The 19,603-nt window shown below is 65.8% G+C and carries 18 protein-coding genes; all 18 read right to left on the bottom strand.

Annotated features, from left to right (window positions below; translation table 11 throughout):
* Positions 1-61: 61 nt before the first annotated feature.
* Positions 62-1,768, bottom strand: coding sequence for a zinc-ribbon domain-containing protein (locus DVDV_RS23905; RefSeq protein WP_368482917.1), 1,707 nt, complete (start codon positions 1,766-1,768; stop codon positions 62-64).
* 104 nt (positions 1,769-1,872) lie between these two features.
* A complete protein-coding gene (locus tag DVDV_RS10660) occupies positions 1,873-3,102 on the bottom strand; it encodes a hypothetical protein (protein WP_075354654.1) in 1,230 nt (409 codons plus the stop codon).
* A gap of 154 nt (positions 3,103-3,256) precedes the next feature.
* Positions 3,257-4,093 (bottom strand): flagellar export chaperone FliS, encoded by an 837-nt coding sequence (fliS, locus tag DVDV_RS10665; RefSeq protein ID WP_075354655.1) that lies wholly within the window; start codon positions 4,091-4,093, stop codon positions 3,257-3,259.
* Between the two features lie 39 nt (positions 4,094-4,132).
* Entirely contained in the window at positions 4,133-5,827 is a 1,695-nt protein-coding gene (gene fliD, locus DVDV_RS10670) for a flagellar filament capping protein FliD (RefSeq protein WP_075354656.1), read from the bottom strand.
* A gap of 116 nt (positions 5,828-5,943) precedes the next feature.
* Positions 5,944-6,837 (bottom strand): flagellin, encoded by an 894-nt coding sequence (locus DVDV_RS10675; protein ID WP_075354657.1) that lies wholly within the window; start codon positions 6,835-6,837, stop codon positions 5,944-5,946.
* A gap of 216 nt (positions 6,838-7,053) precedes the next feature.
* Positions 7,054-7,947 (bottom strand): hypothetical protein, encoded by an 894-nt coding sequence (locus DVDV_RS10680; RefSeq protein WP_075354658.1) that lies wholly within the window; start codon positions 7,945-7,947, stop codon positions 7,054-7,056.
* A gap of 17 nt (positions 7,948-7,964) precedes the next feature.
* On the bottom strand, positions 7,965-8,996 hold the full coding sequence (locus tag DVDV_RS10685; protein WP_139311589.1) for an SPOR domain-containing protein: 1,032 nt from the start codon (positions 8,994-8,996) through the stop codon (positions 7,965-7,967).
* A gap of 61 nt (positions 8,997-9,057) precedes the next feature.
* The gene (locus tag DVDV_RS10690) at positions 9,058-10,425 is read right to left on the bottom strand and encodes a tetratricopeptide repeat protein (RefSeq protein WP_075354660.1); all 1,368 of its coding nucleotides are present in this window, start codon (positions 10,423-10,425) and stop codon (positions 9,058-9,060) included.
* Positions 10,426-10,446: 21 nt separating this feature from the next.
* The gene (locus DVDV_RS10695) at positions 10,447-11,661 is read right to left on the bottom strand and encodes an HD domain-containing phosphohydrolase (protein ID WP_075354661.1); all 1,215 of its coding nucleotides are present in this window, start codon (positions 11,659-11,661) and stop codon (positions 10,447-10,449) included.
* A 33-nt stretch (positions 11,662-11,694) separates the two neighbouring features.
* Complete coding sequence (locus tag DVDV_RS10700) at positions 11,695-13,341, bottom strand: ATP-binding protein (protein ID WP_075354662.1); 1,647 nt, start codon at positions 13,339-13,341, stop codon at positions 11,695-11,697.
* A complete protein-coding gene (locus DVDV_RS10705) occupies positions 13,338-14,168 on the bottom strand; it encodes a hypothetical protein (protein ID WP_075354663.1) in 831 nt (276 codons plus the stop codon). Before DVDV_RS10705 ends, DVDV_RS10700 begins: the two co-directional genes overlap by 4 nt.
* Before the next feature lie 32 nt (positions 14,169-14,200).
* A complete protein-coding gene (locus DVDV_RS10710; protein WP_075354664.1) occupies positions 14,201-15,016 on the bottom strand; it encodes a lipopolysaccharide assembly protein LapB in 816 nt (271 codons plus the stop codon).
* Positions 15,017-15,113: 97 nt separating this feature from the next.
* Positions 15,114-16,313 (bottom strand): HD domain-containing phosphohydrolase, encoded by a 1,200-nt coding sequence (locus DVDV_RS10715; protein WP_075354665.1) that lies wholly within the window; start codon positions 16,311-16,313, stop codon positions 15,114-15,116.
* Between the two features lie 94 nt (positions 16,314-16,407).
* A complete protein-coding gene (locus tag DVDV_RS10720) occupies positions 16,408-16,917 on the bottom strand; it encodes a hypothetical protein (RefSeq protein ID WP_075354666.1) in 510 nt (169 codons plus the stop codon).
* 8 nt (positions 16,918-16,925) lie between these two features.
* Positions 16,926-18,296: a hypothetical protein gene (locus DVDV_RS10725; RefSeq protein WP_083634746.1), complete on the bottom strand. Its 1,371-nt coding sequence runs from the start codon at positions 18,294-18,296 to the stop codon at positions 16,926-16,928.
* 8 nt (positions 18,297-18,304) lie between these two features.
* Positions 18,305-18,601 carry a hypothetical protein gene (locus DVDV_RS10730; protein ID WP_075354668.1) on the bottom strand — a complete coding sequence of 99 codons (297 nt, stop codon included), beginning with the start codon at positions 18,599-18,601 and terminating at the stop codon, positions 18,305-18,307.
* A gap of 10 nt (positions 18,602-18,611) precedes the next feature.
* A complete protein-coding gene (locus DVDV_RS10735; protein WP_075354669.1) occupies positions 18,612-19,133 on the bottom strand; it encodes a hypothetical protein in 522 nt (173 codons plus the stop codon).
* 3 nt (positions 19,134-19,136) lie between these two features.
* Positions 19,137-19,556 carry a hypothetical protein gene (locus DVDV_RS10740; protein ID WP_075354670.1) on the bottom strand — a complete coding sequence of 140 codons (420 nt, stop codon included), beginning with the start codon at positions 19,554-19,556 and terminating at the stop codon, positions 19,137-19,139.
* Positions 19,557-19,603: the final 47 nt, after the last annotated feature.

The raw sequence follows: 19,603 nt of genomic DNA on the forward strand, positions 1-19,603 counted from the left end.
GATGCAGCGAGGACCAAGCCGTTTTGTCAGTATTGATCTTTCGCGTTTCGTTGCCGCCGCGTCAAGGGGATGGGGGTCGGATCATCCGCTCGGGGTGAAGCTTTGCAGCATGGCCAGGAGCAGGAACAGGTAGATGGACCATTTGATGAAGATGGCGGCCAGGGTCTGGGTGTAGGCGGCTTCGTGGCATTTTTTCAGCCCGATGGCCTGTAAGGCCATGTACCAGATGAGGATCACAGGCGACAGGAGCTGGCCGGCCACGGGCACGGCGGAAAGGACCGTTGGCGCGGCCGAGTAGCACAGCACCCGGAAAGTCTCGTTGAAACCATTTTTTGGCGCTGCGAAAAAGGAGCAGGAGCAGGTGGGTGACCCAGGCGTCAAGGTAGATGCCAACGGAAAGCACCACCGGCACCAGGAGCAAGGCGGCCAGGAAGGCCAGGCTCGGCGAGTGGCCAAGCGCGCCCAGGGCGTCGCCTTCGCCCGGACTGCCGATGCGGGCGCGAAGGCCGAAAAGCGACCACATGAAGTCGATCACCAGCAAAAATTCGCTGATGAGCAGATTAAAGACCAGGGCTTTGCCCTTGGGCCGGCCTTCGGGCAGGGCTCCGAAAAAATCCATCGGCTGCAACAAAATTTTGCGCAGCGTCAGGAACAGGCCCGGGAGAAACCCGTAGGCATCCTGGCGTTCCCAGGGGATGGGATCGGTCACGGCCTCGCGCACCGGCTCGTCCGGCGCATCCGGTTCGTCTTCGGCCGGGCGCTGGTGCTCGACCCGGGGCTTGGCGGCCTTGCGGTCATCCATGGCCTGGAGCCTGGCCCAGATATCGCGCACGCCGTCGGAGCGCAGGGCTTTTTCGGGCTTTGGGGCGACCGGCGGGGCCTCCTCGGGCGGGGCGGTGGCATCGGCGGCAACGGGCGTTTCGTCGAGATGCTGCGGTTGCGCCGCTGGCTTGGCCGCGTCCGGTTCGACAGCGGCAGCCGGGGGCGCAGGCATCTCGGGGGCCGGCGGCGTCGGGGCGGCACGAACGGCCTGGGGAGGCTCGACCGGTGCCTGGGGCGCAGGTTCGGCCGGGGCAATCGGGGCGGCCGGGGTCACGGGCTGCGGTGCAACCTCGACCGGACGGACCGGGGGGGCCGGTTGCGGCTCGGGTTCGCTCGGCGCCAAAGAGGCCACCGGGGCCGGCGGCGCTTCGGGTTCGACCGGGCGGACCGGGGTTCGCGGCGGGCGGGACCGGGCCGGGTCGATGTGGCGCTGATGGGTGGCCGGGCGGTCCGCCTCGACAGGCTTGGCCCAGTGGCTCAGCGGGGCAAATTCATCCGGGTCTTCGCCCGGAGCGGCAGCGTCTTGCGGCCCGGCGTCCTGGTCCGAGACCTCGGACTGGCCGGCCCGGGGGGCGCGCCGGGAAGGCGGCGGGGCAAAGGTGGCGTCCGCAAGGGCGTCACTGGCGACGTCGGCGACGTCGGGCAAAGGTGCACCGGCCGTATCCGCAACGTCCTGGGGCAGGGTTTCTTCCCCTTCCCCGTCCATGGGTTCCCAGGCAGCGGCTGGCGGTTGCCGGTCCTGTTTGGCTGCAGAGGCCCGACGCCACGAGGAAACGCCCTCCTCGCCAAGGCCGAGGTGGTTGCCGGGAGCGGCAGTGACGGGGTCGGGACGAAACCGGAACCGATGGCGGCACTTGGGACAAGTGGCCATTGTCGGCGTCACCGGAGCCTTGGTATCGGGCAATTCCCTGAAAAAACCGCATTGGGGACAAGTGATGCGCATCATGTACCTTCGCAAAACGTCCCGGTGCTGCCGCCGGGCGCAAATCTGCAGGCCTCAGTGTAGCCCCTCGACGCGCCCAAGGCACACAGGGGGCCAAAACCCTCGTATCAGGCCGATTGCGGCAGGACGAACAGCCGTCCGGGGCCGTCTGGCCGGGCCAGGGCCGTGAAAAATTCCAGTGGAAGACTGGGATAGTCGAGGCTGAGGCAGTGGGCTGCCGCGCCCGGCAGACGGCTGAAGGCCGCGAGCTTGCCGGTGACGGCGGCCTGGTCGGCCACCAGCCGGTTGTGGTGCAGGATGGGGGCGTCCAGGGCCAAGGCGGTGCTCCCGGCCAGGCCTTCCAGACGTTCGTGCAGGGGCCGCACATAGCGCGGTCCGGGGGTGGCCCCGGTGTGAAACAGACGCAACTGCCAGTCCGGCCACAGGCCATGCCCCACCTTGGCCCGGCCCGGGTCGGGATAGAGGGTCAGGCGGGGGAAGTAGGCTGCGCCCAGGCCCGGCGTGGCCATGATCCGGGCCAGGCTGGCCGCGAATCCCGGGCCGGGCCGCTCGTCGGGATCAAGCGACAGCACCCAGCCGGGCGGGCAGGCAGCCAGCAGGGCATTGCGCTGGGCCGCGAAATCGTTTTGCAGGGGCCGGGCCAGATGCCTGACCGGCATGGCAAGCAATTGGGCGGTTGCAGCGGCCGGGGGAACGGCGGCCGCGTCCCAGAGGATGACGGCCTGTCCGGACAGTCCCCGGGCAGCCAGGAAAAAGGCTTCGAGCTGCGGCTCCTCCGGCCGGGCCAGCAGGGCCAGAGTTGCCGGGTTCCCTCCGGCGGGCAGGTCCGGCGACGGCGGGACAAGGCGGCTGGCCGCCAGAAGCCGGCGCAGCAGGGCCAGGCGTCTGGCTTCCTGTTCGCCGGCCGGCTCGGGATTGACCGTGGCCAGGGTGCTGTCCGGCGTAAATCCGGCGGCCAGGAGCAGGTGGCAGGCCGCCTGGGGCGAGGCATCGGCCACCAACTGGCAGCGGCCGGCCGGGGCCAGCCAGGGCAGACGGCCGGCAGCGATCAGGGTCTGGGCGGCTTCGGGAGCAAGGGAAACGACGGCAAGGGCTGTGGCGGATGGCAGTTCTTCGGCCAGGGCGGCAGCCAGTTCGCCGCTGCCAAGGCCAAGCAGGACCACCTGCCGGTGCCGGGCCGCGGCCCGCAGGATGCGCCCGCAGCGCACCCCGGTTGCCTGTGCGTCGGCCGGGGCCGGGGGCGTCCCGGCCTGGGGCGGGCCAAGCCGCCAGGACAGGACCTCGGCGGAATAGGTGAAAAACGGATGCGGCGGGCTGCCGGGCGAAAAGTCGTCCATGGGGCTTGGTATCGCGGGCCGGGCCGGGGGACAAGGGGAGGGGCCGCAATGGCCGGCCGGACACCATCCCGGTCCGCAGTTCACTCCCGGACCGCTGGTCCGGGCAACGGACCGGACCGCCCGCCTGCGCTTTAAAACCCGTCGGCCGGCCGGGTCAGCTGCGGCCCTGGGAATAGGCGGCCATGGCCCGGCGCACCGGCGACACGGTCGGACGCGACGCCTCCTCGACCGGTTGCGGCTCCTCGTCCGGCATCCCGTCATCGAGCGTCACGCCAAGCGCTCCGGCCGAGGGCGGCGTGGCCGAGGCCACAGACACTTCCGGACGGGGCGCAGCCGCCGTCGGGGCAGGAGCGGGCGCAGGGGCGACAGCCGGGGCCGGGTTTGAAACCGCGGCAGCGGCAGCGACCATGGCCGGGGTCACCAGGGTGGGACGCGGGACGGCGGAGACGCCGGGACGCGCGGCAGCGGGCGTGGCGGCGTAGCGGCCGACCGCAGCCTGGGGAGCCAGGGAGGCCGCAGGAGCGACCGAGGTGGAACCGCCGTAGTGGATGCCGCCCAGGGTCGCAGCCGCCGAAACACCGGTCCGGGTGACCTGGGTGGCCGACGAAGGCACAGCCTTGGTGGCCACCATGGAGTTGGCCTCGCTAAAGGCCTCGCGCAGGCCGTTTAGGATACCCACCACTTCATCGATCTTGGCCACATCCATCTTGAGGTTGGCCATGAGCAGCCGGGCGCTGCAGAAAAAATACAGCTTTTGCAACCGTTCAGCCAGTTCCCCGCCCTTGTTGACATTGAGCGAGCCCTGAAGCTCGGAGAGAATGTCCAGGGCCTTGGAGATAAGGATGCCCTTCTGGGCGTAATTTTTCTCGGCGATCTTTTCCTTGGCCCGATGCAGGAACTTGAGCGCTGCATCAAACAGCATGATGACGAGATCGCCCTGGGTGGTGGTGCTGACCTGGGTCTGGATGTAATTTTTGACGGCGCTTTGCATGGAACTCTCCCCTTTTGCGTCCTTATCGGACAAAACGAATTAATCTGAAGAGAGTTTGTCGACTGCCGACGTAAGTTGTGTCTGCATTTGATTGTAGGTGCCAAGCAAGCTGTCGACCTTGGCAAACCGTTTTCGTAAGTTAGCGGCAAACGTGGATATTCTTCGTTGCTCAAAGGAGATCTTGTCATCGATCATGGCTGTGATGTCGTCATAATTATTATCGAGAATGTGCAGGGGGCCGTCGGTTTCATCGGTCAACTCATCGAGCAGGTCGCTGAGCTGTCCGGCCTTGCCCTGCTTGAGCGCCACTTCGCCTGTGTGCGTACCGGGGGTGGTGTCGATTGCCCTGATGACAATACCGGACTCAGGGTAGCCGGCCCGGCCGGTGATGAAGTTTGAATTGCTGTTAAACGTGGCCGGGTGGCCATTGATTGTGGCTGCGGTAATTTTTCCGTCAGCCGCTGTCGTGTACGACAAAGCATATGTGCCGCATTTTGTCGTATTCTTAATATAAGATGTCACTGAGAATTCAGAAGAACTCGTACGTCCAACGTATTGGGCGGCAAAAAGCTGAGCCACGGCATCGGCGTTTGACGACAGGATGGCGTCGAAGACATCGTCGTCAATGACGAGAAGGCCTTCCGTCGCTGAGCCTTGTTCCGCATCGGTCAGGATGCCAAGTTGAGAAAGAGTGGAATACTTGTCCTGGTCATAGTCAAATCCGACGCCGATACCGGCGACGGCACTTTTTATATTCGTGTCTATGAGCTGAATACCGTAGTTGCCGGTGAGCAGTGACGCTTGTTGGGTGGAACTGTCAACCTTGCTGATGTCCATAATCAAGGTTCGAACGGTATTCATCTGCTTAACGAATGTCTCGACCTTTTCCTTGATGGCGTCAGTATCCGTCGTGGTCGTCAGGGTGGAAGAACCGGTCCCTTTGAGGGTCAGCGTCAAACCGGTGACAAGGTCCGTGATGCTGTTGGTTTCACGGGTGATCCAGCTCGCAGCGGCTGCGGGCCAGCCGTCGAGCTTGAGCAAGGCGCTGGCGTTTGAAGTGATGGTGCCGAAATTGGCGGCTTTGAAACCGGTGAGGGTTGTTGCGGTGTCGTTTATGACCAGGCTGGAGGTAGAGCCGGTATCCATACCGCGCAGTTGCAGATAATACTGGGACCCGTTGTTGGCAATGCTGGCCTTGACCCCGGGATTGTTCGGGGCATTGTTAATGACGTTCACAAGGTCGGTGAGCGTGCAGTTGGCCCCGGCAGTATTGGAGTAGGTGACGCCTTTATAGGTATAGGCGAATATCGCGTCGGAACTTGAGGAGTTGATGTCCACGGTGGCACTGGCATAGCCGGTGGAGGTGACCATGGCCTTGGCCGTAGCCAGCTTGTTGACGACCAGTTCGTGGGAGCCGTTTTCAGCCCCGGCGCCGGCCACGGCTGAAACCACCGTCGAATTCGTGGAGTCAGCAACCTTGGACATGAACTCATTGATGCTGTCCATGCTGCCCAGGGTGGTCTTGAGGGACAGCATTTCGGTGTTGAGTTCCTGAAAGGCGGCCTGCTTATTGGTCCAGGATTTTTTCCAGGTCTGCAGGGTGGTTATGCGACCCTGCTCGACCTGCACCAACTTGGTGATGAGCTGGGTGAAATCGGTACCATTGCCAAGACCGGTGTAGGTGATCTGGCCGGAGGTGGTGACCGGCGTATAGCCGCTGATGGTACTCGTCATAGCGTTCCCCTGACGGAAATTAATTCCGGGCGACAGGTCTTTGTCGCCGGAGTAGCAAAGGGGATGCCAAAATTATGGTCGGGCCGCCGGCGGCGGCCCGACCGAAGCAACGTGGACTAGCCGCCGATGAGCTGCAAAGCCATCTTGGGCATGGAGTTGGCCTGGGAGAGCATGGCCACCGCGGACTGGGTGAGAATCTGGTTGCGCACGAAGTTGGTCATTTCCGTCGCCACATCGACATCGGAAATCTGGGATTCGGCGGATTGGAGGTTTTCACCCTGGATCTGCAGGTTGGAAATGGTGTTTTCCAGACGGTTCTGCAGCGCGCCCAGGTTGGCCCGGATCTTGTCCTTGGAGACAATGGCGGTCTGGATGGCAACCAGGGCCTTCTGCGCCAGCTCCTGGGTGGAGATGCTGCGGCCATCCGCCGTCGTGGCCGCTCCGACGCCAAGGCCCAGGGCCGAAGCGGTGGAGGTGCCGATCTGCACGTAGTAGTAGTCTTCGGCCGAGTTGTTGCTGGAACCGAAGTGCACCTTGAGCTTGCCGGTGGAGTTAAGCCCGGAGCCGGAGTGGGTGGAGCTGGAAAGGTTGCCGTTGAGCAGATAGATGCCGTTAAAATCCGTGGCGTTGGCGATTCGGGTGATTTCCGAGGCCATGGCCTGATATTCGGAGTCGATGATCAGACGCTGATCCGAGGTGTAGGTACCGGTGGAAGCCTGTTCGGCCAGTTCCTTCATGCGGATGAGCTTTTCATCGACGACCTGCAAGGCTCCGTCCGCCGTCTGAATCATGGAGATGGCGTCGTTGGCGTTGCGCACGCCCTGGTTGATGGAGGCGATGTCCGACCGCATGAGCTCGCGAATGGCCAGACCGGCCGCATCGTCGGCTGCGGTGTTGATGCGCAGGCCCGAGGACAGGCGCTGAGTGGACGTGGCAAGAGCGGAATACGAATTGGACAGGTTACGGCTGGCCGTTGCGGCCATCATGTTGTGATTGATAACGAGCGACATGGTTGTTTCCTCCGTGAATGCTGCGGGCGTCCTTGCCCTTTTACCAATCCGCGGCTGATCGTGGGCCCTCGATTGCGCTGCGGAAAGTGAGCCTCTTTGTCTAGATTATCGACGCCGCCTCCAGCGTTCTTTAGCCCTGCCCCCATCACCGGGCGCAAAAACAAACCCGCCGGGTTTCTCCGGCGGGTTTGTTCCCAAAAGGCTCAAACAAAACAGTCAGCGGCGCGACTCCCGCCAGTCGGCCAGGAGGGCCGGGGGCAGATGGGCGGCGTGAAACGGGCGCAGCAGGGCGTTTACCCGGGAAACGGCGGCATCCACCCGGGGCAGGCCCGGCGGCACGAGCAGGCCGGCGTCGTCCAGGCGGTCGTGGTAGTGGATGATGGACGGATCGAGGTCGTGGCCCGGCCGGTAGGTGGCCGGGCGCAAGTGGGTGGGGAAATTCATGTGCGGCCCAAGCAGGGTCGGGTCAAGGCCCAGTTCGACCAGGGCCAGGGCCAGGCCGACCTGATCGGCGTGTTTGGCAAAGGGGCCAAGCAGGCGGGCGTTGGCCAGGGTGAAGTGGGTCCATTTGAGCCAGTGCGGCCCGACTTGGCCAAAGGCCTGGCGATCAAAAAGGCACACCCCGCCGTTCATGTTGCCGCGAAGCGTCTCGCCGGGGACAAAATCCGCCGCGGCCAGCGCCGGGTCCCGGGGCAGCCCGGCCTGATGCAGCAGGGCGCGCAGCAGGGGCAGCGGCGGGGACGGCGTGTCCACGGTCTTGGCCCGCACCCCGGAGCCGGGCAGCACGGCGGAAAGATCGGCGGCAAAGGCCACGTCGGCGTCCAGCAAGGCCACGCAGCCGGCCCCGGCCAGGGCCTTGGAGCGCAATTGCACGAGCTTGTTGCAATAGGGCGATTCGGGCGCGCCGTAGGGCCGGACCGGAACCACGTTGACCCGGACGGCGGCCAGGAACTCGCGGTAGACGGCCGGATGGCCGCCGACCAGATGGACAAAGACGTCCCCGGCCGGGACCGTGCCCGTGCCAAGCAGGGTGCCGATCAGATTGACGCTTTGCAGGCGAAATTTCGGGTGGTCGTCCACCACGAAGGACACGGCCACGGGCCTCGTCATGCCACTCCCCTCCCCGCTCACCGGCAGCGCAGCCGGGACGCCTCGGCCGCGTCCACCGCGTAGACAAGGGGGACGAGGCCGAGAATGGCCTTCACCCTGCCCTGGGCCTCGGCCGCGGCCCGGCGGTCGCCGAACCGGCCGGCCAGCACCCGGTACCGGCGTTTGGCCCCCTCGCCGGCAACGGCCAGACAGGCCGGCATCCCCCTGGCCCGCAGCCGGACGGCCTGGGCCGTGGCATTGTCGGCATCGGCAAAAAGTCCGGTCTGCAAGGCCACGTAACCGGTGGCCGGGGCCGGTTTGTCCGCTCCCTGGGTCCGGGCGGCAGGCTCTTGCGGTTTGCCCTTGGCCGGGCCGGCCGTTGGCGGCCCGGCAGCGGCCGGCCCCGACGCTACACGTGGCTCCGGGGCCGGGGCGGACACAGGAGCAGGCGTTGGGGCAGCCTTCGGGGCGGGCAAGGGGACGGCCGGGGGCGCACCGGCAGAGGGGGGCGGAGACGGTGCGGCCGGGACCGCCGCCGGCGCGCCCTCCCCGCCCCCGGCAGGCGGCGAAGCCGGAGTAGGCGGGGCAGAGGCCGCCGCCCGGACGGCAGCCGCCGCCGGGGGGGCCGCCACGGCCGTCTCGTCGGCCGCGACCTGGAACCGGGCCTCGGCTAGGGCCACGCCCCCGGCCGCCAGGGTCAGGGTCCAGTCGCCGGCCGGAACAATCTGGCCCGGGGCAAAGGCATAGACGGCGCTTGCCGCCTCGCCCCGGCGCACCGGCACGAACCAGCGGTCAACGACCGTGTCGCCGCCGGGGAGCGGCCGGGCCAGCCGGGCTTCCGCCACCCCCCCGCCGTCGCCTTCCCCGGTCAGGAGAAACCGGCAGCCAAGACCCTTGTCGCCGGGCAGCACCGTCTGGCCCGGACGCACGGCCTTGCCCCCGGGCCAGCCGTCGCCCGGCCCGGTTTCGCGCAGCAACGCGCCGCAGGACTCCAGGGCAATGGCCGGCCCGGCAGCCGCAAGCGCCCGGCCGGGGCCGATGACACCCGGCAGGATCGCCAGCAGGCCCACGGCCAGACCGGCCAGACCGGGCAGAAACGAAAAAAAGACGCCGCATGGTTGGCAATACCCGTTACTCGGAAAGATAGCCCAGCAGCCGCCGGGCGGGTTCGTAGCCTGGGTCGAGTTCCAGGGCCAGATTGAGGAAGCGGCGGGCTTCGGGAAGATTGCGGCAGCGATGGTGGGCCGTGGCGATGTTGTAGCCGACGGTCGAGCCCTGGCGGATCAGCTCCGGATCGAGCTTGAGGGCTTCTTCAAAGTGGCCAAGGGCCGTAAAATAATCCTTGCCCTCAGCCTGGGCCACGCCGAGGTTGTAGTGGACGCCGGCATCGTCCGGGGCCACGGCCAGGGCCTTGCGGTAGTTTTCCACCGCTTCCTTCCAGTTGCCCTGGCGACGCAGCAGGATGCCGCGATTGTTAAACATCCAGAGATCGGCCCGGGAAATGGAGTCGCCCTTGGCGGCAATGGCCTCGGTGACGAAGCGCAGGGCCATCTCCTGGTCCCGGTCGCCGATCTTGCGGGCCATTTCCATCAGCGAGTCGCTGACCATGTCCGCCGCCACCTTGCCCACCACCCGCCGGGCCTCCTCGAAAAACACCTTGGCCCGGTCGGTTTCGCCCCGGTCGAGATAGGCCTCGCCAATGGCCACCTTGCGCTCGAAATTGAGCGGGGAAAGCGCATCCAGGCGCGTCAGGCAGGCCAGACGCTTGGTGTCCTCGCCGCTTTGCCCATACAGGTCGGCCAGCCGCTTGAGCGGTTCGATATAGAGCTTCTCGGCCTTGACCGCCTCTTTGTAGTGGCGCTCGGCCAGGGCGTGGTCCCCCCGGCCAAGGGCCACGTCGCCAAGGAGCATGTGGGCCTTGAGGCTGCCGGGCTTGAGCTCGAAAGCCTTGTCCGCCACCCGGCCGGCCTGCTCCAGATCGCCGGCGGCAAGCAGGGCCGCAGCCCGGTCAAAGAGCACCCCGAGCTGGGAGTTGGGACGGATGGCAAAGGCGAATTTCTCGACCAGGGCATTGGCCGAGATGGGCTTGGTAATAAAGCTGTCGGCCCCGACCTCGTGGGTGAGCACCATCTCATCGCGGGAGATTTCCGTGCTGGCCACCACCAGACGGACCTTGTCGCCATAGAAATTCTTGAGGGTCTTGACGGTCTTGAGGCAGGTGTTCTTGTGCAGGCGGCGTTCCAGGAAAATGAGCAGCGGGCCGCTTAAGCGCTCCACGGTCTTGCTGGCCAGGGTGGCCACTTCGTCGTAGTCGGCGACCTCGCGCAGGGCGCTTTTGACGTCGACGCGCAGATTGCCCAGGGTGTATTTCAGTTGGCGCACGAAACTTTCGTCATCGGTGCAAACCACAAAAAACCCTGTCTCGGCAAAATAATCGAGGGTGATGCGCTCGTAGCGTTTGGCCGCCTGTTCAGCCTTCAGCCGCATGGCATTGGACATGGGGACTCGGTTCCTTTGCGGTTAGTCGCCAGAAGCGACGTTTCGCACCCGACGCAACAGGGCCAGGAGATCAGGATCGGCCAGACTGGCCGCCACCGGTTCGCCCAGCGGCGGGGCCAGCACCCGGCACAGCATATCCGGCGGCGTGCCGCAACGCTCCAGGCGTTCGATGAATCCGGCATCCACCACGACCCCGGCTGCCGCCCGGGTCCCGTCAGGCAAAGCCATATCTTCTTCCAGGACCATGCCCGGGGTCAACGCCGAAACCGTTGCCCGGGTCCGTGAAAATCCCTCGCGTTCGCCGGCCAGAAGCCCCACCAGTTCCAGGGCCCGGGGATCATACGCCCCGGCTCTGGCGGCCAGAGCGGCCAGGGCTGCGTCGCGGCTTTGCCCCGAGGTCAGCAGCCGGTCATAGTCCAGGGCCACCTTGAGCAGCCGCGCCCCAAGCGGAATGGCCGCACCCCGGGGGCCTCTGCCTTCCTCCCCGGCGTAGGGCGTTTCCTGATGGCGGATGATCTCGGCCACTTCCTTGAGTTTGGGGATGCTGTCCAGCAGATCGGCGGCAATGACCGGATGGCAGGCAAAAAGCCGGGCTTCGTCGCCGGCCAGGGAGCCCTGGTGGCGCAATCTGGCGAACATGGCTTCGGGCATGACCATGGTGCCGATCTGGGACAGGGAGACGGCCAGATCGATGCGCCAGACATCGGCCGCCTCCAGGTAGCGGGCCATGTCCACCACCAGCCGGCGCACCCGCATGGCCCGGGCGTGGCCTTCGGGATTTTGCAGGGCGAGCAGGTCGGTTAAGACCTTGATGATGCCGCGAAGCGCTCCCTTGAGAAAATCCCGCTCGGCCGTGGCCTGGGCATAGAGCGCCGCCCCGGCCGACAGGGCCTCGACCAGCTCGTCCTCGGCGCAGGGCTTGGCCAGGAAACGGAACACGTGGCCGGTGTTGACGGCATCCATGGCGGCGCGCATGTCGGCATAGCCGGTGAGCATGATGCGCACGGTATCGGGGCAGGTCTTTTTGAGTCTGGCAAAAAACTCCAGGCCGTCAAAGCCCGGCATCCGCAGATCCGAAACCACCACGGCATACGGCCCCTGCTCGGCCACGGCCTCCAGGCCCCGCACCGGGCCAAGGGCCGTATCCACGGCAAATCCCCGACGCAGGGTGCGCCGAAATGTTGCCAAGATCTCCGGATCATCATCGACGAACAGTATTTTTGCCTTGCCGCCCATTGGCCCACCACACCTGCCGGGTTACAAAAGGGGTCAGCTTGCCCCTGGTTGCGCCTGTCCTCCGTCTTCCAGGGGAAAGCGGACGAAAAAAGTGGTCCCCTCTCCAAGCCGCGTCGTGAAATCGATGCCGCCGCCATGCCGGGTCATGACCGCGTGGCTGATGGCCAGCCCCTGGCCGGTCCCTTTGCCCACGGCCTTGGTGGTGAAAAACGGATCGAAAACGCGCCCCCGGGCCGCCTGGTCGATGCCCGGACCGTTGTCGGTCACTGCAATTTCCAGATGTTCCGGGGTAAGCCGGCTGGCAATGACGATGCGGCCCCGGACCCATGGCTCCCGACCCACCCGTTCTTCCACGGCCTGGGCGGCGTTTAACACCACATTGAGCAGCACCTGGGAAACCTCATGCGGCAGACCGTACACCATGGGAAGCTCGGGGGAAAGCTCCAGGGACACATCGGCCACATGTTTCCAGGCGTTGCGGGTGATGGTGACGATATCGCGCACGCTGGCGTTGATGTCGAAAAAAAGCCTCTCCCCGGTGCCGGGGTGGGACATCTGGCGCATGGCCCGCACGATGTCGGCCACCTGGCCGATGCCCTTGCGGGTATTGGCGATGGCCGATGGAATCTCCTGGCGCAGATACTCGATATCGACCTCCCGGGCCAGCCGCCCGACCTCGGCAGCGGCTTGGGCCATGGCCTCGGCGTCGCCGTTGCGCACGGCCCCGGCCAAGCCGTCGTAGGCCCCAAGCAGGGCCAGGACATCGGTAAAGGCCTCGTCAAGAAACCCGGCGTTGTACCCCACGTACTGGACAGGTGTGTTGATCTCGTGGGCAATGCCGGCGGCCAGATGGCCGATGGCCTGCATCCGGCGTTCGTGGGCGGCCTTGAGTTCCCGGGCCTTGATCTCGGCCAGATCCTGGCCAAGGAGCAGCACTCCCGGGCTGTCGCCCCCAGGGGCCGGCACGGGATTGGCGGTCAGCCCGAGAAGGCGCTCCTCATTGCCCGGCGTGCGGCAGCGCACTTCATCCACCCGCACCGGAGCAAGGCTGCGCCGGCTCTCCTCCACGGCGGCCCGCACCATATGCCCGTCCCAGTCCAGGCCCACGTCAAAAAAATCACGGCCGGTCACGGCCGCCGCCGACAGCCCGAAAGCGGCCTCGGCGCCGGCATTGAACCGGCGGATGCGGTTTTGCCCGTCAAGGCTGACCAGGATGGAGCGGATGGAGGCCAACAGCATTTCAATGTCGCGGGTGGCCAGGGCCATTTCCCGCTCGGCCGTATCCCGCCGTGAAATGTCCCGCACACTCTGGGCCACGCCAAAAAGCACGCCGGCCGCATCGACCAGAGGATGGCACACCGCCTCCAGGTGGCGCTCCACGCCTTCGGCCGTGGTCTCAACCACCCGGCGGGTGGCCGGCACTCCGGTCTGTAAAACCTCGAGGGCCGGGCAACGGGCGCACAACTCCATAGCCGGCTCGGGTTGCAGACACGGCCCCGGCGCCGTGAAATCCCGCCCCGGAACCAGCCGGCGCATGGCTTCGTTGACGGCCACCACCTGAAGTTCGCGGTTAAGAAAACACAAGCCGACATCGATATGGGTGAAAAATGCTTCGAAAAACGGCAGCAGCCCGGCCTGCTCCGGCTGTTTCCCGGCCTTGCGGCCCCGAGCCCGGCTCATGCCGCAACCTCCTCAAGCCAAAAGGTCAGGCCGAGTTCTCCGGAAGGAGTCCGGATGCGGATGGCCAGACAATCCCCGCACCCTTCCCCGGGCAATGTCCCGGCGACAACCCGGCCCGACTCCAGGAGCAGGGACACGTCACGCAGCATGTCGCCGAAATAGCGCAGAACCCTGTCATAAAAAACGGCCAGACCGGTCCGGCCGTCGGCAGCCCCGGCACTATCGGCCAGCCGGGCGGCCAGCGGCCGGGACAGGCCCAGGCCGGCCGCATACCGCCGCCCGCCAAGGATCGTCCCTTCGATAACCGCATTTTCCGGATAGGCAGACGGCGGAGAGGCACTGCCAAAGCCGGTGATCGCCGCCTCTTCGCCGGTTGTCCGGTGCACCGCCCGGGTCACGGCGGCAAACAGGCACTCGGCCACCCGGTTGTCCGCAAAATACTCCTGAAGGTAGCGCAGGCTCACCCGGCTCTTGTCGCGCAGGGCGTAGTGGCGGCCCATAAGCTCCTGGTACCGTGGCCGATCAATATGGCCAAGGAGCAGCAGGGCCTCGCCGAGGTAGGTGTGCTGGATCTTCTGGATAAAGAGCAAGTCGTCGAGGCTGCGCCGGGACAAATGGTGTTCCCCGACGGCGATGTCGCCAAAAAGCCTGGGATCATCGTCCTGCCGGCCCCGGATGACGTCCACCTGATCCGGGGAAAGCACGCCCCGTTCCACCGCCACTTCTCCGATCCGGCGGTTTTTCTCCCGCTGCAAACGCAGCCCGTCCTCCAACTGCGCCTCGGTGATGGCACCCTGTTCCACCAGAAAACGTCCGAGAAAGCTCATGCCCGTCCTCACGCGGCGGTCCGGCCGCCAGGTTAATCGTCAGATTGCAGGCGCGCCCGCCCCGTTGGCACGGAGAACTCCTCCAAAGCCTTGCGTTCGATGGCCCGGGAAAGGGTCTCGGCCTCGGGAAAGGCCGGATTTATGGCCTTGGCCATGGCCAGAAACTTGAGCGACAGCTTGAGCTTGCCCCGCTCGAAGTAGGTTCTGGCGATATTGTAAAGGAGATGGTCGTCGGTTTTGCTCAGACGGTAGGCTTTGAAATAGTAGAGCAGGGCCTGTTCGTACATCTTGTGCTTGCGCATCTTGATGCCGAACTCGTTAAACAGGTGCTTGTGTTCTTCCCCAAAGGCCGCTTCCAACGAGATGAGGCGCCGGCACACGAGCTTGGCGTTATCCAGTTCCCCCCGGTCGAGATAGGTCAACCCCAGGCCGAAGGTGGCCCGGATGTGCTCCTCGTCCACGCGCAGGGCATTTTTGTATTCGAACTCGGCCGACATGAGTTCGCTTTCGCTGCGATGGGCGTCGCCGGCCTCCACGTTCTTTTGCACCCGGCGCATCATGGGCACGACCTTGTTCATGTACAGGTCGGGTTCGGGGAGATAGTCGGTCAGCAACTGTTCCCGGGAGATGGGCCGGGCCTTGCCTGTGGGGATGAAATTCTTGTTGAGGTTTCGCACCAGATAGGAGCCGTCAGGCTGTTCCTCGGCAAAGATATGAATGTTCTGCTTGACCCGGCGTTTGGTGGCCCCAAAGCCGATAAAGGCCTGGGTCTGGGTGGAGAACACCCCGCGAAACGGTTCACCCGAAGCCGGAGGGTTGTCTGTTGGCGTATGCGGTAGTGCTTCCATGGGGTCGCCGGATTAAGGTTGGCCGGCCGGGGAGGCCTGGGGACAACAGGCTGCAAGGACGCTCCGGACTGTCGCCCTTTTTGTGGCGCAAAAGAGCCTACCCATCAAGCATCATGGCAAAGGCGAGCTGCTCGGGCGGCGGCACCAGAACCCGCCAGCGGCCGCGGGTTCCCCGGTCGGCGTCCAGACGGGCCAGACGGCGGATGGAAACGGTGTTGAGTTCCAGGCCCCGGCCCAGGGCGAGAGCGCCACCCAGATCGACCACATCCTGGTCCAGGAGCATCCCGGCCGTAAGGTCTTCGGTGGCGACCAGACGCGGTTGGTAGCCGTCAGGCAGGGTGGCCAGGGATTCCAGAGCGGTCAGCGCTTCGGGATCATACCAGCCGGTCCGGTCGCGCATCCGGGCCAGGGCCTCGACCTCGGGATTTTCCGAACGCCGCTTGTCGCCATAGTGGGCCTGCAGCGTGTCAAAGTCCAGGGCGACCTTGAGGATGCGCGCGCCGACGGGAATGCTCTCCCCGGCCAGGCCATCCGGCGGCAGGCCGCCGCCGTCGTAGCGTTTTTCCTGATAGGCGATGATTTCGGCGACTTCGCGCAGCCTGGGGATATTGGCCACCAGTTCGGCGGCGATCTTGGGGTGCATGGCGAATTCGTAGGCCTTGTCCCCGGCCAGGGGCTCGCCCCGGTAGGCCCGGCGCAAGGTCTCGGCCGGCATGGCGGCGCAGCCGATCTGGGACAGCATGGCGGCCAGGTCCACCCGCCAGACGTCGGGAACGCCCAGGTAATTGCCAATGTCCACGGCCAGCCGCTTGACCCGGGAGGATTTGCCAAAGGCCTCGGGATTGACCATTTCGAGCAGGTTGGTCAGGAGTTTTATGGTGCCGCGCACCGTGCCGCGCAACAGCTCCTTTTCGGCGGCGATCAACTGGTATTGGCGCAGGGCCGCAACCAGGGCCTCTTCCAGGTCCTCCTCGGGACAGGGCTTGGTGAGGAAACTGAAGACCTTGCTTTTATTGACGGCGGCAATGGCCACGCCGATGTCGGCAAAGCCGGTCAGGATGATGCGCACGGCATCGGGACGCATCTCCCGGACGCGGCCGAGAAATTCCACGCCGTCCATGCCCGGCATCCGCAAATCGGAAACCACCACGGCCACGTCAGGCAGGGCAGCCACGCATTCCAGCCCGATCTCCGGCCCGGCCGCCACCTCCACGGCATAGCGCTTGCGGAAGGCACGGGCATAGGAGGACAGGATTTCCTGATCATCATCAACGAACAAAATACGCTGTTTGTCCATGGGGGTCCTCGGGGCTTGCGGACGCGGCCGGGAGGCAAGGGGGCCGCCTTTTGCCAAGGGTAAGCGATTTTACGATGTTGCTCAAGGCAAGGCGTCAGCATGGCGGCCAGTCGACACGGTTCCGGGCGGCCAGCACCGCGGTGAGACCGGAGGCCTCGGCCACGGCCTTTTTGGCAGACAGCCGGACCCGCTCCACCGACCGGCCATACGCCCGCCAGCGCTCGGCTGCGGCCACGACGGCCATGGCCACCTCGCCGGCAGAGGCAGCGGTAATGCCGATCTCGTTGAAAATATCCGGGTATTCTCCCTCGGTAGGCGTCGGGTCGGCCAGAAGCGCCCAGGCTTGCTCCTCCTTGGCCTGATACGCAGCCATCTGGCCGGAGCCGGGCGTCAGGACCGCGTTGCGCAGGGTTTCGGCGGTAGCGTCGATGGCCTTGCAGGCCGACGTCTTGGCCGCCTCCAGGTCCACCTCCCAGGGCTGGCCGATGGCTACGGACGTTTCGTCAGGGACGGCCACGGCGACACCGCCGGGATAGCGTCCGGAAATTTCCTGATTACTGTCGTGGATGGCCAGGATATGGCCGTTTTGCACGATGATCTGCATCGTCCCTCCTACCGGTAGGAAATGAAAGCGCCCCAATTCCCGAGCGTGTCATGGGCCGGCGAGAACTGGGCCGCTGTGTTTCTGAAGATGGTGGTGGCAGCCACAAAATCCGCCTGCCCGCCCCAGGCCGCCACGGCAGCCACCGACAGGCCATCCAGGATCGTCGTCCCCAGGGTCATGTTGAGAAAGCACATGCCTTCTGACCCGACGCCGTAGTTGCACTGTTTGACAACGGTGGAATAGGTGCTCAGCGTGGCGTTTTCCGTGACATGGATGCCGCGTTCGAGATTGTAAAAAATACACTGGTAAATCGTTGAGGCGCTGTTCGCGCGCAGCACCAATCCGATTTGCGAGGCGTTTGATTCAACGCGGAATCCGACCAATGAAGCCAGAGACCTCTTGAGCAGCCAACAGGTGTATGTGCCGGTAAACCGCAAGACACAGCGGTTGGCCGGCTTGATGAAAAGGCTGCCCCCTCCCGCCGCTGACGAGGCAAATGTTTCAGTGGCGCAGGTGATCACCGTGTTGCCGTTGGCCTGGGTGATCCCGGACACGAGATACGCCCCGTTAAGACCGGCGGTGACGCTGCCGACAATGCCCGCAATATCGCCAGGGCGCAGCACAGCCGTGTAATCACCCGGCACCGTGATCGTCCTGGCTGCGGCATCCACGGCCGCAATGGCCACCATGGTTTCGGCCGATGTGTTGCCAAGGATTTGAATCTTGTCGGCGTCGGGGTGGTCGACGACGATGGTGGCAGGGACGGTGTACACGCCATCGGCCACCAGGATGGTCACCAGCGCACCCGGGGCGATGACCTTGCCGGCGATGGCCATCAACGCCCTGGGAATCGAGGCAAACGGCGCGACTGACGACCCGTCGCCAGTGGCGTCGCTCCCGGTCGTCGCCACATGAATCGTGGCATTGGCACTGACAAGCCCTTTGGCCGCCGAGGCCAGCCCGGCCGGAGTCACAGCCTTGTCGGTGTTGATCCCGGCCTGCGTCTCAGCGGCCGAGGCCAGCCGGACCAGCCCGGCAAGGGCCGACGACGCCGGCCACAACGGGTCACGCCCGCCGATGGCATGCTGTGCGGCGTGGCTGCAAAGCGATTCCGGAATGTCGTTGCCGTGGAGCACGGCGGCCAGATTGGGAGTCAGGACTGCCCCGGCGTCCAGGGCCACGGTCACGAGGGTGCGCCCCGCCGCAGCGTCGTGGGTTGCGGCCGTCACCGTGCCCAGGCGGATGCCGTCGGCCCGGCAATCGGCCCACACCCGCACTCCTGCGGCAAATTCCCCGGCAAACGTATCACCGGCCGCGTTGGACACGGCAAAACAATCGCCGGACACGTAGGCGACAGTGCTGTAGATGGGATCGCTCATGGTGCTCCTCAGGAAAAATGCGGCCGCACGACAAGATTTGCCGTCCGGCCGGTTCCGGACCAGTCGCCAAGGGTCAGGGCTGCCTGGACCCGGTACGTGCCGGCCTCGGCCAGATCGCCGGGAGCGGTGACGTAGCGCAGGTGCGAGGCCGTCTGGCCAATGACCGCCACGGCCGCCGGCCAGGAGCGCACCGCGCCCGACGGCGTGCGCACCCGAAGCGTCGGGCTGCCCGCCCCGGCGATGTCGCGCCCGCAGTCCACCAGGATCTCCAGGCCCACGTCGCCCTGATAAATGCTGTCCGCCATGGAAAGTTCCTCACGTCTGTTCGATGTCGATGGCCGAGCGCAGGCCGTGCGTCAGGCACACCGGAGAAAAAAGCCCGGCCACAGTGGTTGGTGGCGAGGACAGCCTGGCCACTTCGCGCCGCCCGGTGCCGGCCAGACAGGGTCCGGGGGTGACGCCCGCGGGGACCGGCCCGGCCGGGGCCACCACTGCCGTCATTGCCTGGGCCGGCTGCCCGCCAAGGGCCAACCTGGCTGTCCCGGCCGGCCCGGACTCCTCGGCCAGTCCCAGTCCCGGCTCCACGTTGGCCCCAAGGAGCACGGCCAGGCCGGTGGCCGTTGCCGTCGAAACCGTCGCCGCCGTCCCCGGCCGGGCCACAGCCGTTCCCGGCGCGCAGGCCGGGTGGGCCAGGGCAACAGGCGCAGCTGCCGGCACAGCCAACTCCGCTCCGGCCATGCCGACAGCAACCGCCGCCACCGCCACCTCACCCCCCTGGTCCCAGGCGGCCGGGACGGCTGTCCAGGCCCGGGCTGTCCCGCTCCATGGCCCGTTCACGGGCTACTCCAGGGTCAGGACGCCGGAGGCGTCGAAACGCACCGTAAACGTCCCGCCGGTCACTCCCCGGTCTGCGCCGAAATCGAGCAGGCACACCAGCGGATTGGTCAGGCCCCCAACCGTCTTGGCCAGGTAAATCAGGGCATAGCGGGCCGTAATCGTGGCCTCGGTCCAGCTCGGATCGTTGGCCCGAAGCATTGCCTTGCCGCCGGCCGTGCTCCAGCCGACCCCGCCAAGCGTCCGGCCGCCGGCCGCATAGCCCGCCCCGGCCACCTCGGAACCGGCCACATCCGCCAGCACGCCGTGGCTGGCCGAAGGCGCATAGGCGTTGGTGAGCAGGGCACAGCGCACGGTGTCGGCAGGCAAGTCGAAAAAGCCCCGGCCAAGCCCTTCCTTGAATCGCGTGAAAATAAGATCCGCCATGATCCCTCCTGGGTAATGCCGCCCGTTTGGCCCAAAAAAAGCGCACC

The sequence above is a fragment of the Desulfovibrio sp. DV genome, assembly GCF_001936595.1.
Taxonomy (GTDB): domain Bacteria; phylum Desulfobacterota; class Desulfovibrionia; order Desulfovibrionales; family Desulfovibrionaceae; genus Solidesulfovibrio.

What these genes read in the sequence shown, in the direction of transcription:
- DVDV_RS10680 (WP_075354658.1), bottom strand. Translation starts at nt 7,947, where the DNA reads ATGACGAGGCCCGTGGCCGTGTCCTTCGTGGTGGACGACCACCCGAAA.
- DVDV_RS10715 (WP_075354665.1), bottom strand. Translation starts at nt 16,313, where the DNA reads ATGGACAAACAGCGTATTTTGTTCGTTGATGATGATCAGGAAATCCTG.
- DVDV_RS10710 (WP_075354664.1), bottom strand. Translation starts at nt 15,016, where the DNA reads ATGGAAGCACTACCGCATACGCCAACAGACAACCCTCCGGCTTCGGGT.
- DVDV_RS10660 (WP_075354654.1), bottom strand. Translation starts at nt 3,102, where the DNA reads ATGGACGACTTTTCGCCCGGCAGCCCGCCGCATCCGTTTTTCACCTAT.
- DVDV_RS23905 (WP_368482917.1), bottom strand. Translation starts at nt 1,768, where the DNA reads ATGATGCGCATCACTTGTCCCCAATGCGGTTTTTTCAGGGAATTGCCC.
- DVDV_RS10675 (WP_075354657.1), bottom strand. Translation starts at nt 6,837, where the DNA reads ATGTCGCTCGTTATCAATCACAACATGATGGCCGCAACGGCCAGCCGT.
- fliD (WP_075354656.1), bottom strand. Translation starts at nt 5,827, where the DNA reads ATGACGAGTACCATCAGCGGCTATACGCCGGTCACCACCTCCGGCCAG.
- DVDV_RS10725 (WP_083634746.1), bottom strand. Translation starts at nt 18,296, where the DNA reads ATGAGCGATCCCATCTACAGCACTGTCGCCTACGTGTCCGGCGATTGT.
- DVDV_RS10690 (WP_075354660.1), bottom strand. Translation starts at nt 10,425, where the DNA reads ATGTCCAATGCCATGCGGCTGAAGGCTGAACAGGCGGCCAAACGCTAC.
- DVDV_RS10740 (WP_075354670.1), bottom strand. Translation starts at nt 19,556, where the DNA reads ATGGCGGATCTTATTTTCACGCGATTCAAGGAAGGGCTTGGCCGGGGC.
- DVDV_RS10730 (WP_075354668.1), bottom strand. Translation starts at nt 18,601, where the DNA reads ATGGCGGACAGCATTTATCAGGGCGACGTGGGCCTGGAGATCCTGGTG.
- DVDV_RS10705 (WP_075354663.1), bottom strand. Translation starts at nt 14,168, where the DNA reads ATGAGCTTTCTCGGACGTTTTCTGGTGGAACAGGGTGCCATCACCGAG.
- fliS (WP_075354655.1), bottom strand. Translation starts at nt 4,093, where the DNA reads ATGCAAAGCGCCGTCAAAAATTACATCCAGACCCAGGTCAGCACCACC.
- DVDV_RS10695 (WP_075354661.1), bottom strand. Translation starts at nt 11,661, where the DNA reads ATGGGCGGCAAGGCAAAAATACTGTTCGTCGATGATGATCCGGAGATC.
- DVDV_RS10700 (WP_075354662.1), bottom strand. Translation starts at nt 13,341, where the DNA reads ATGAGCCGGGCTCGGGGCCGCAAGGCCGGGAAACAGCCGGAGCAGGCC.
- DVDV_RS10720 (WP_075354666.1), bottom strand. Translation starts at nt 16,917, where the DNA reads ATGCAGATCATCGTGCAAAACGGCCATATCCTGGCCATCCACGACAGT.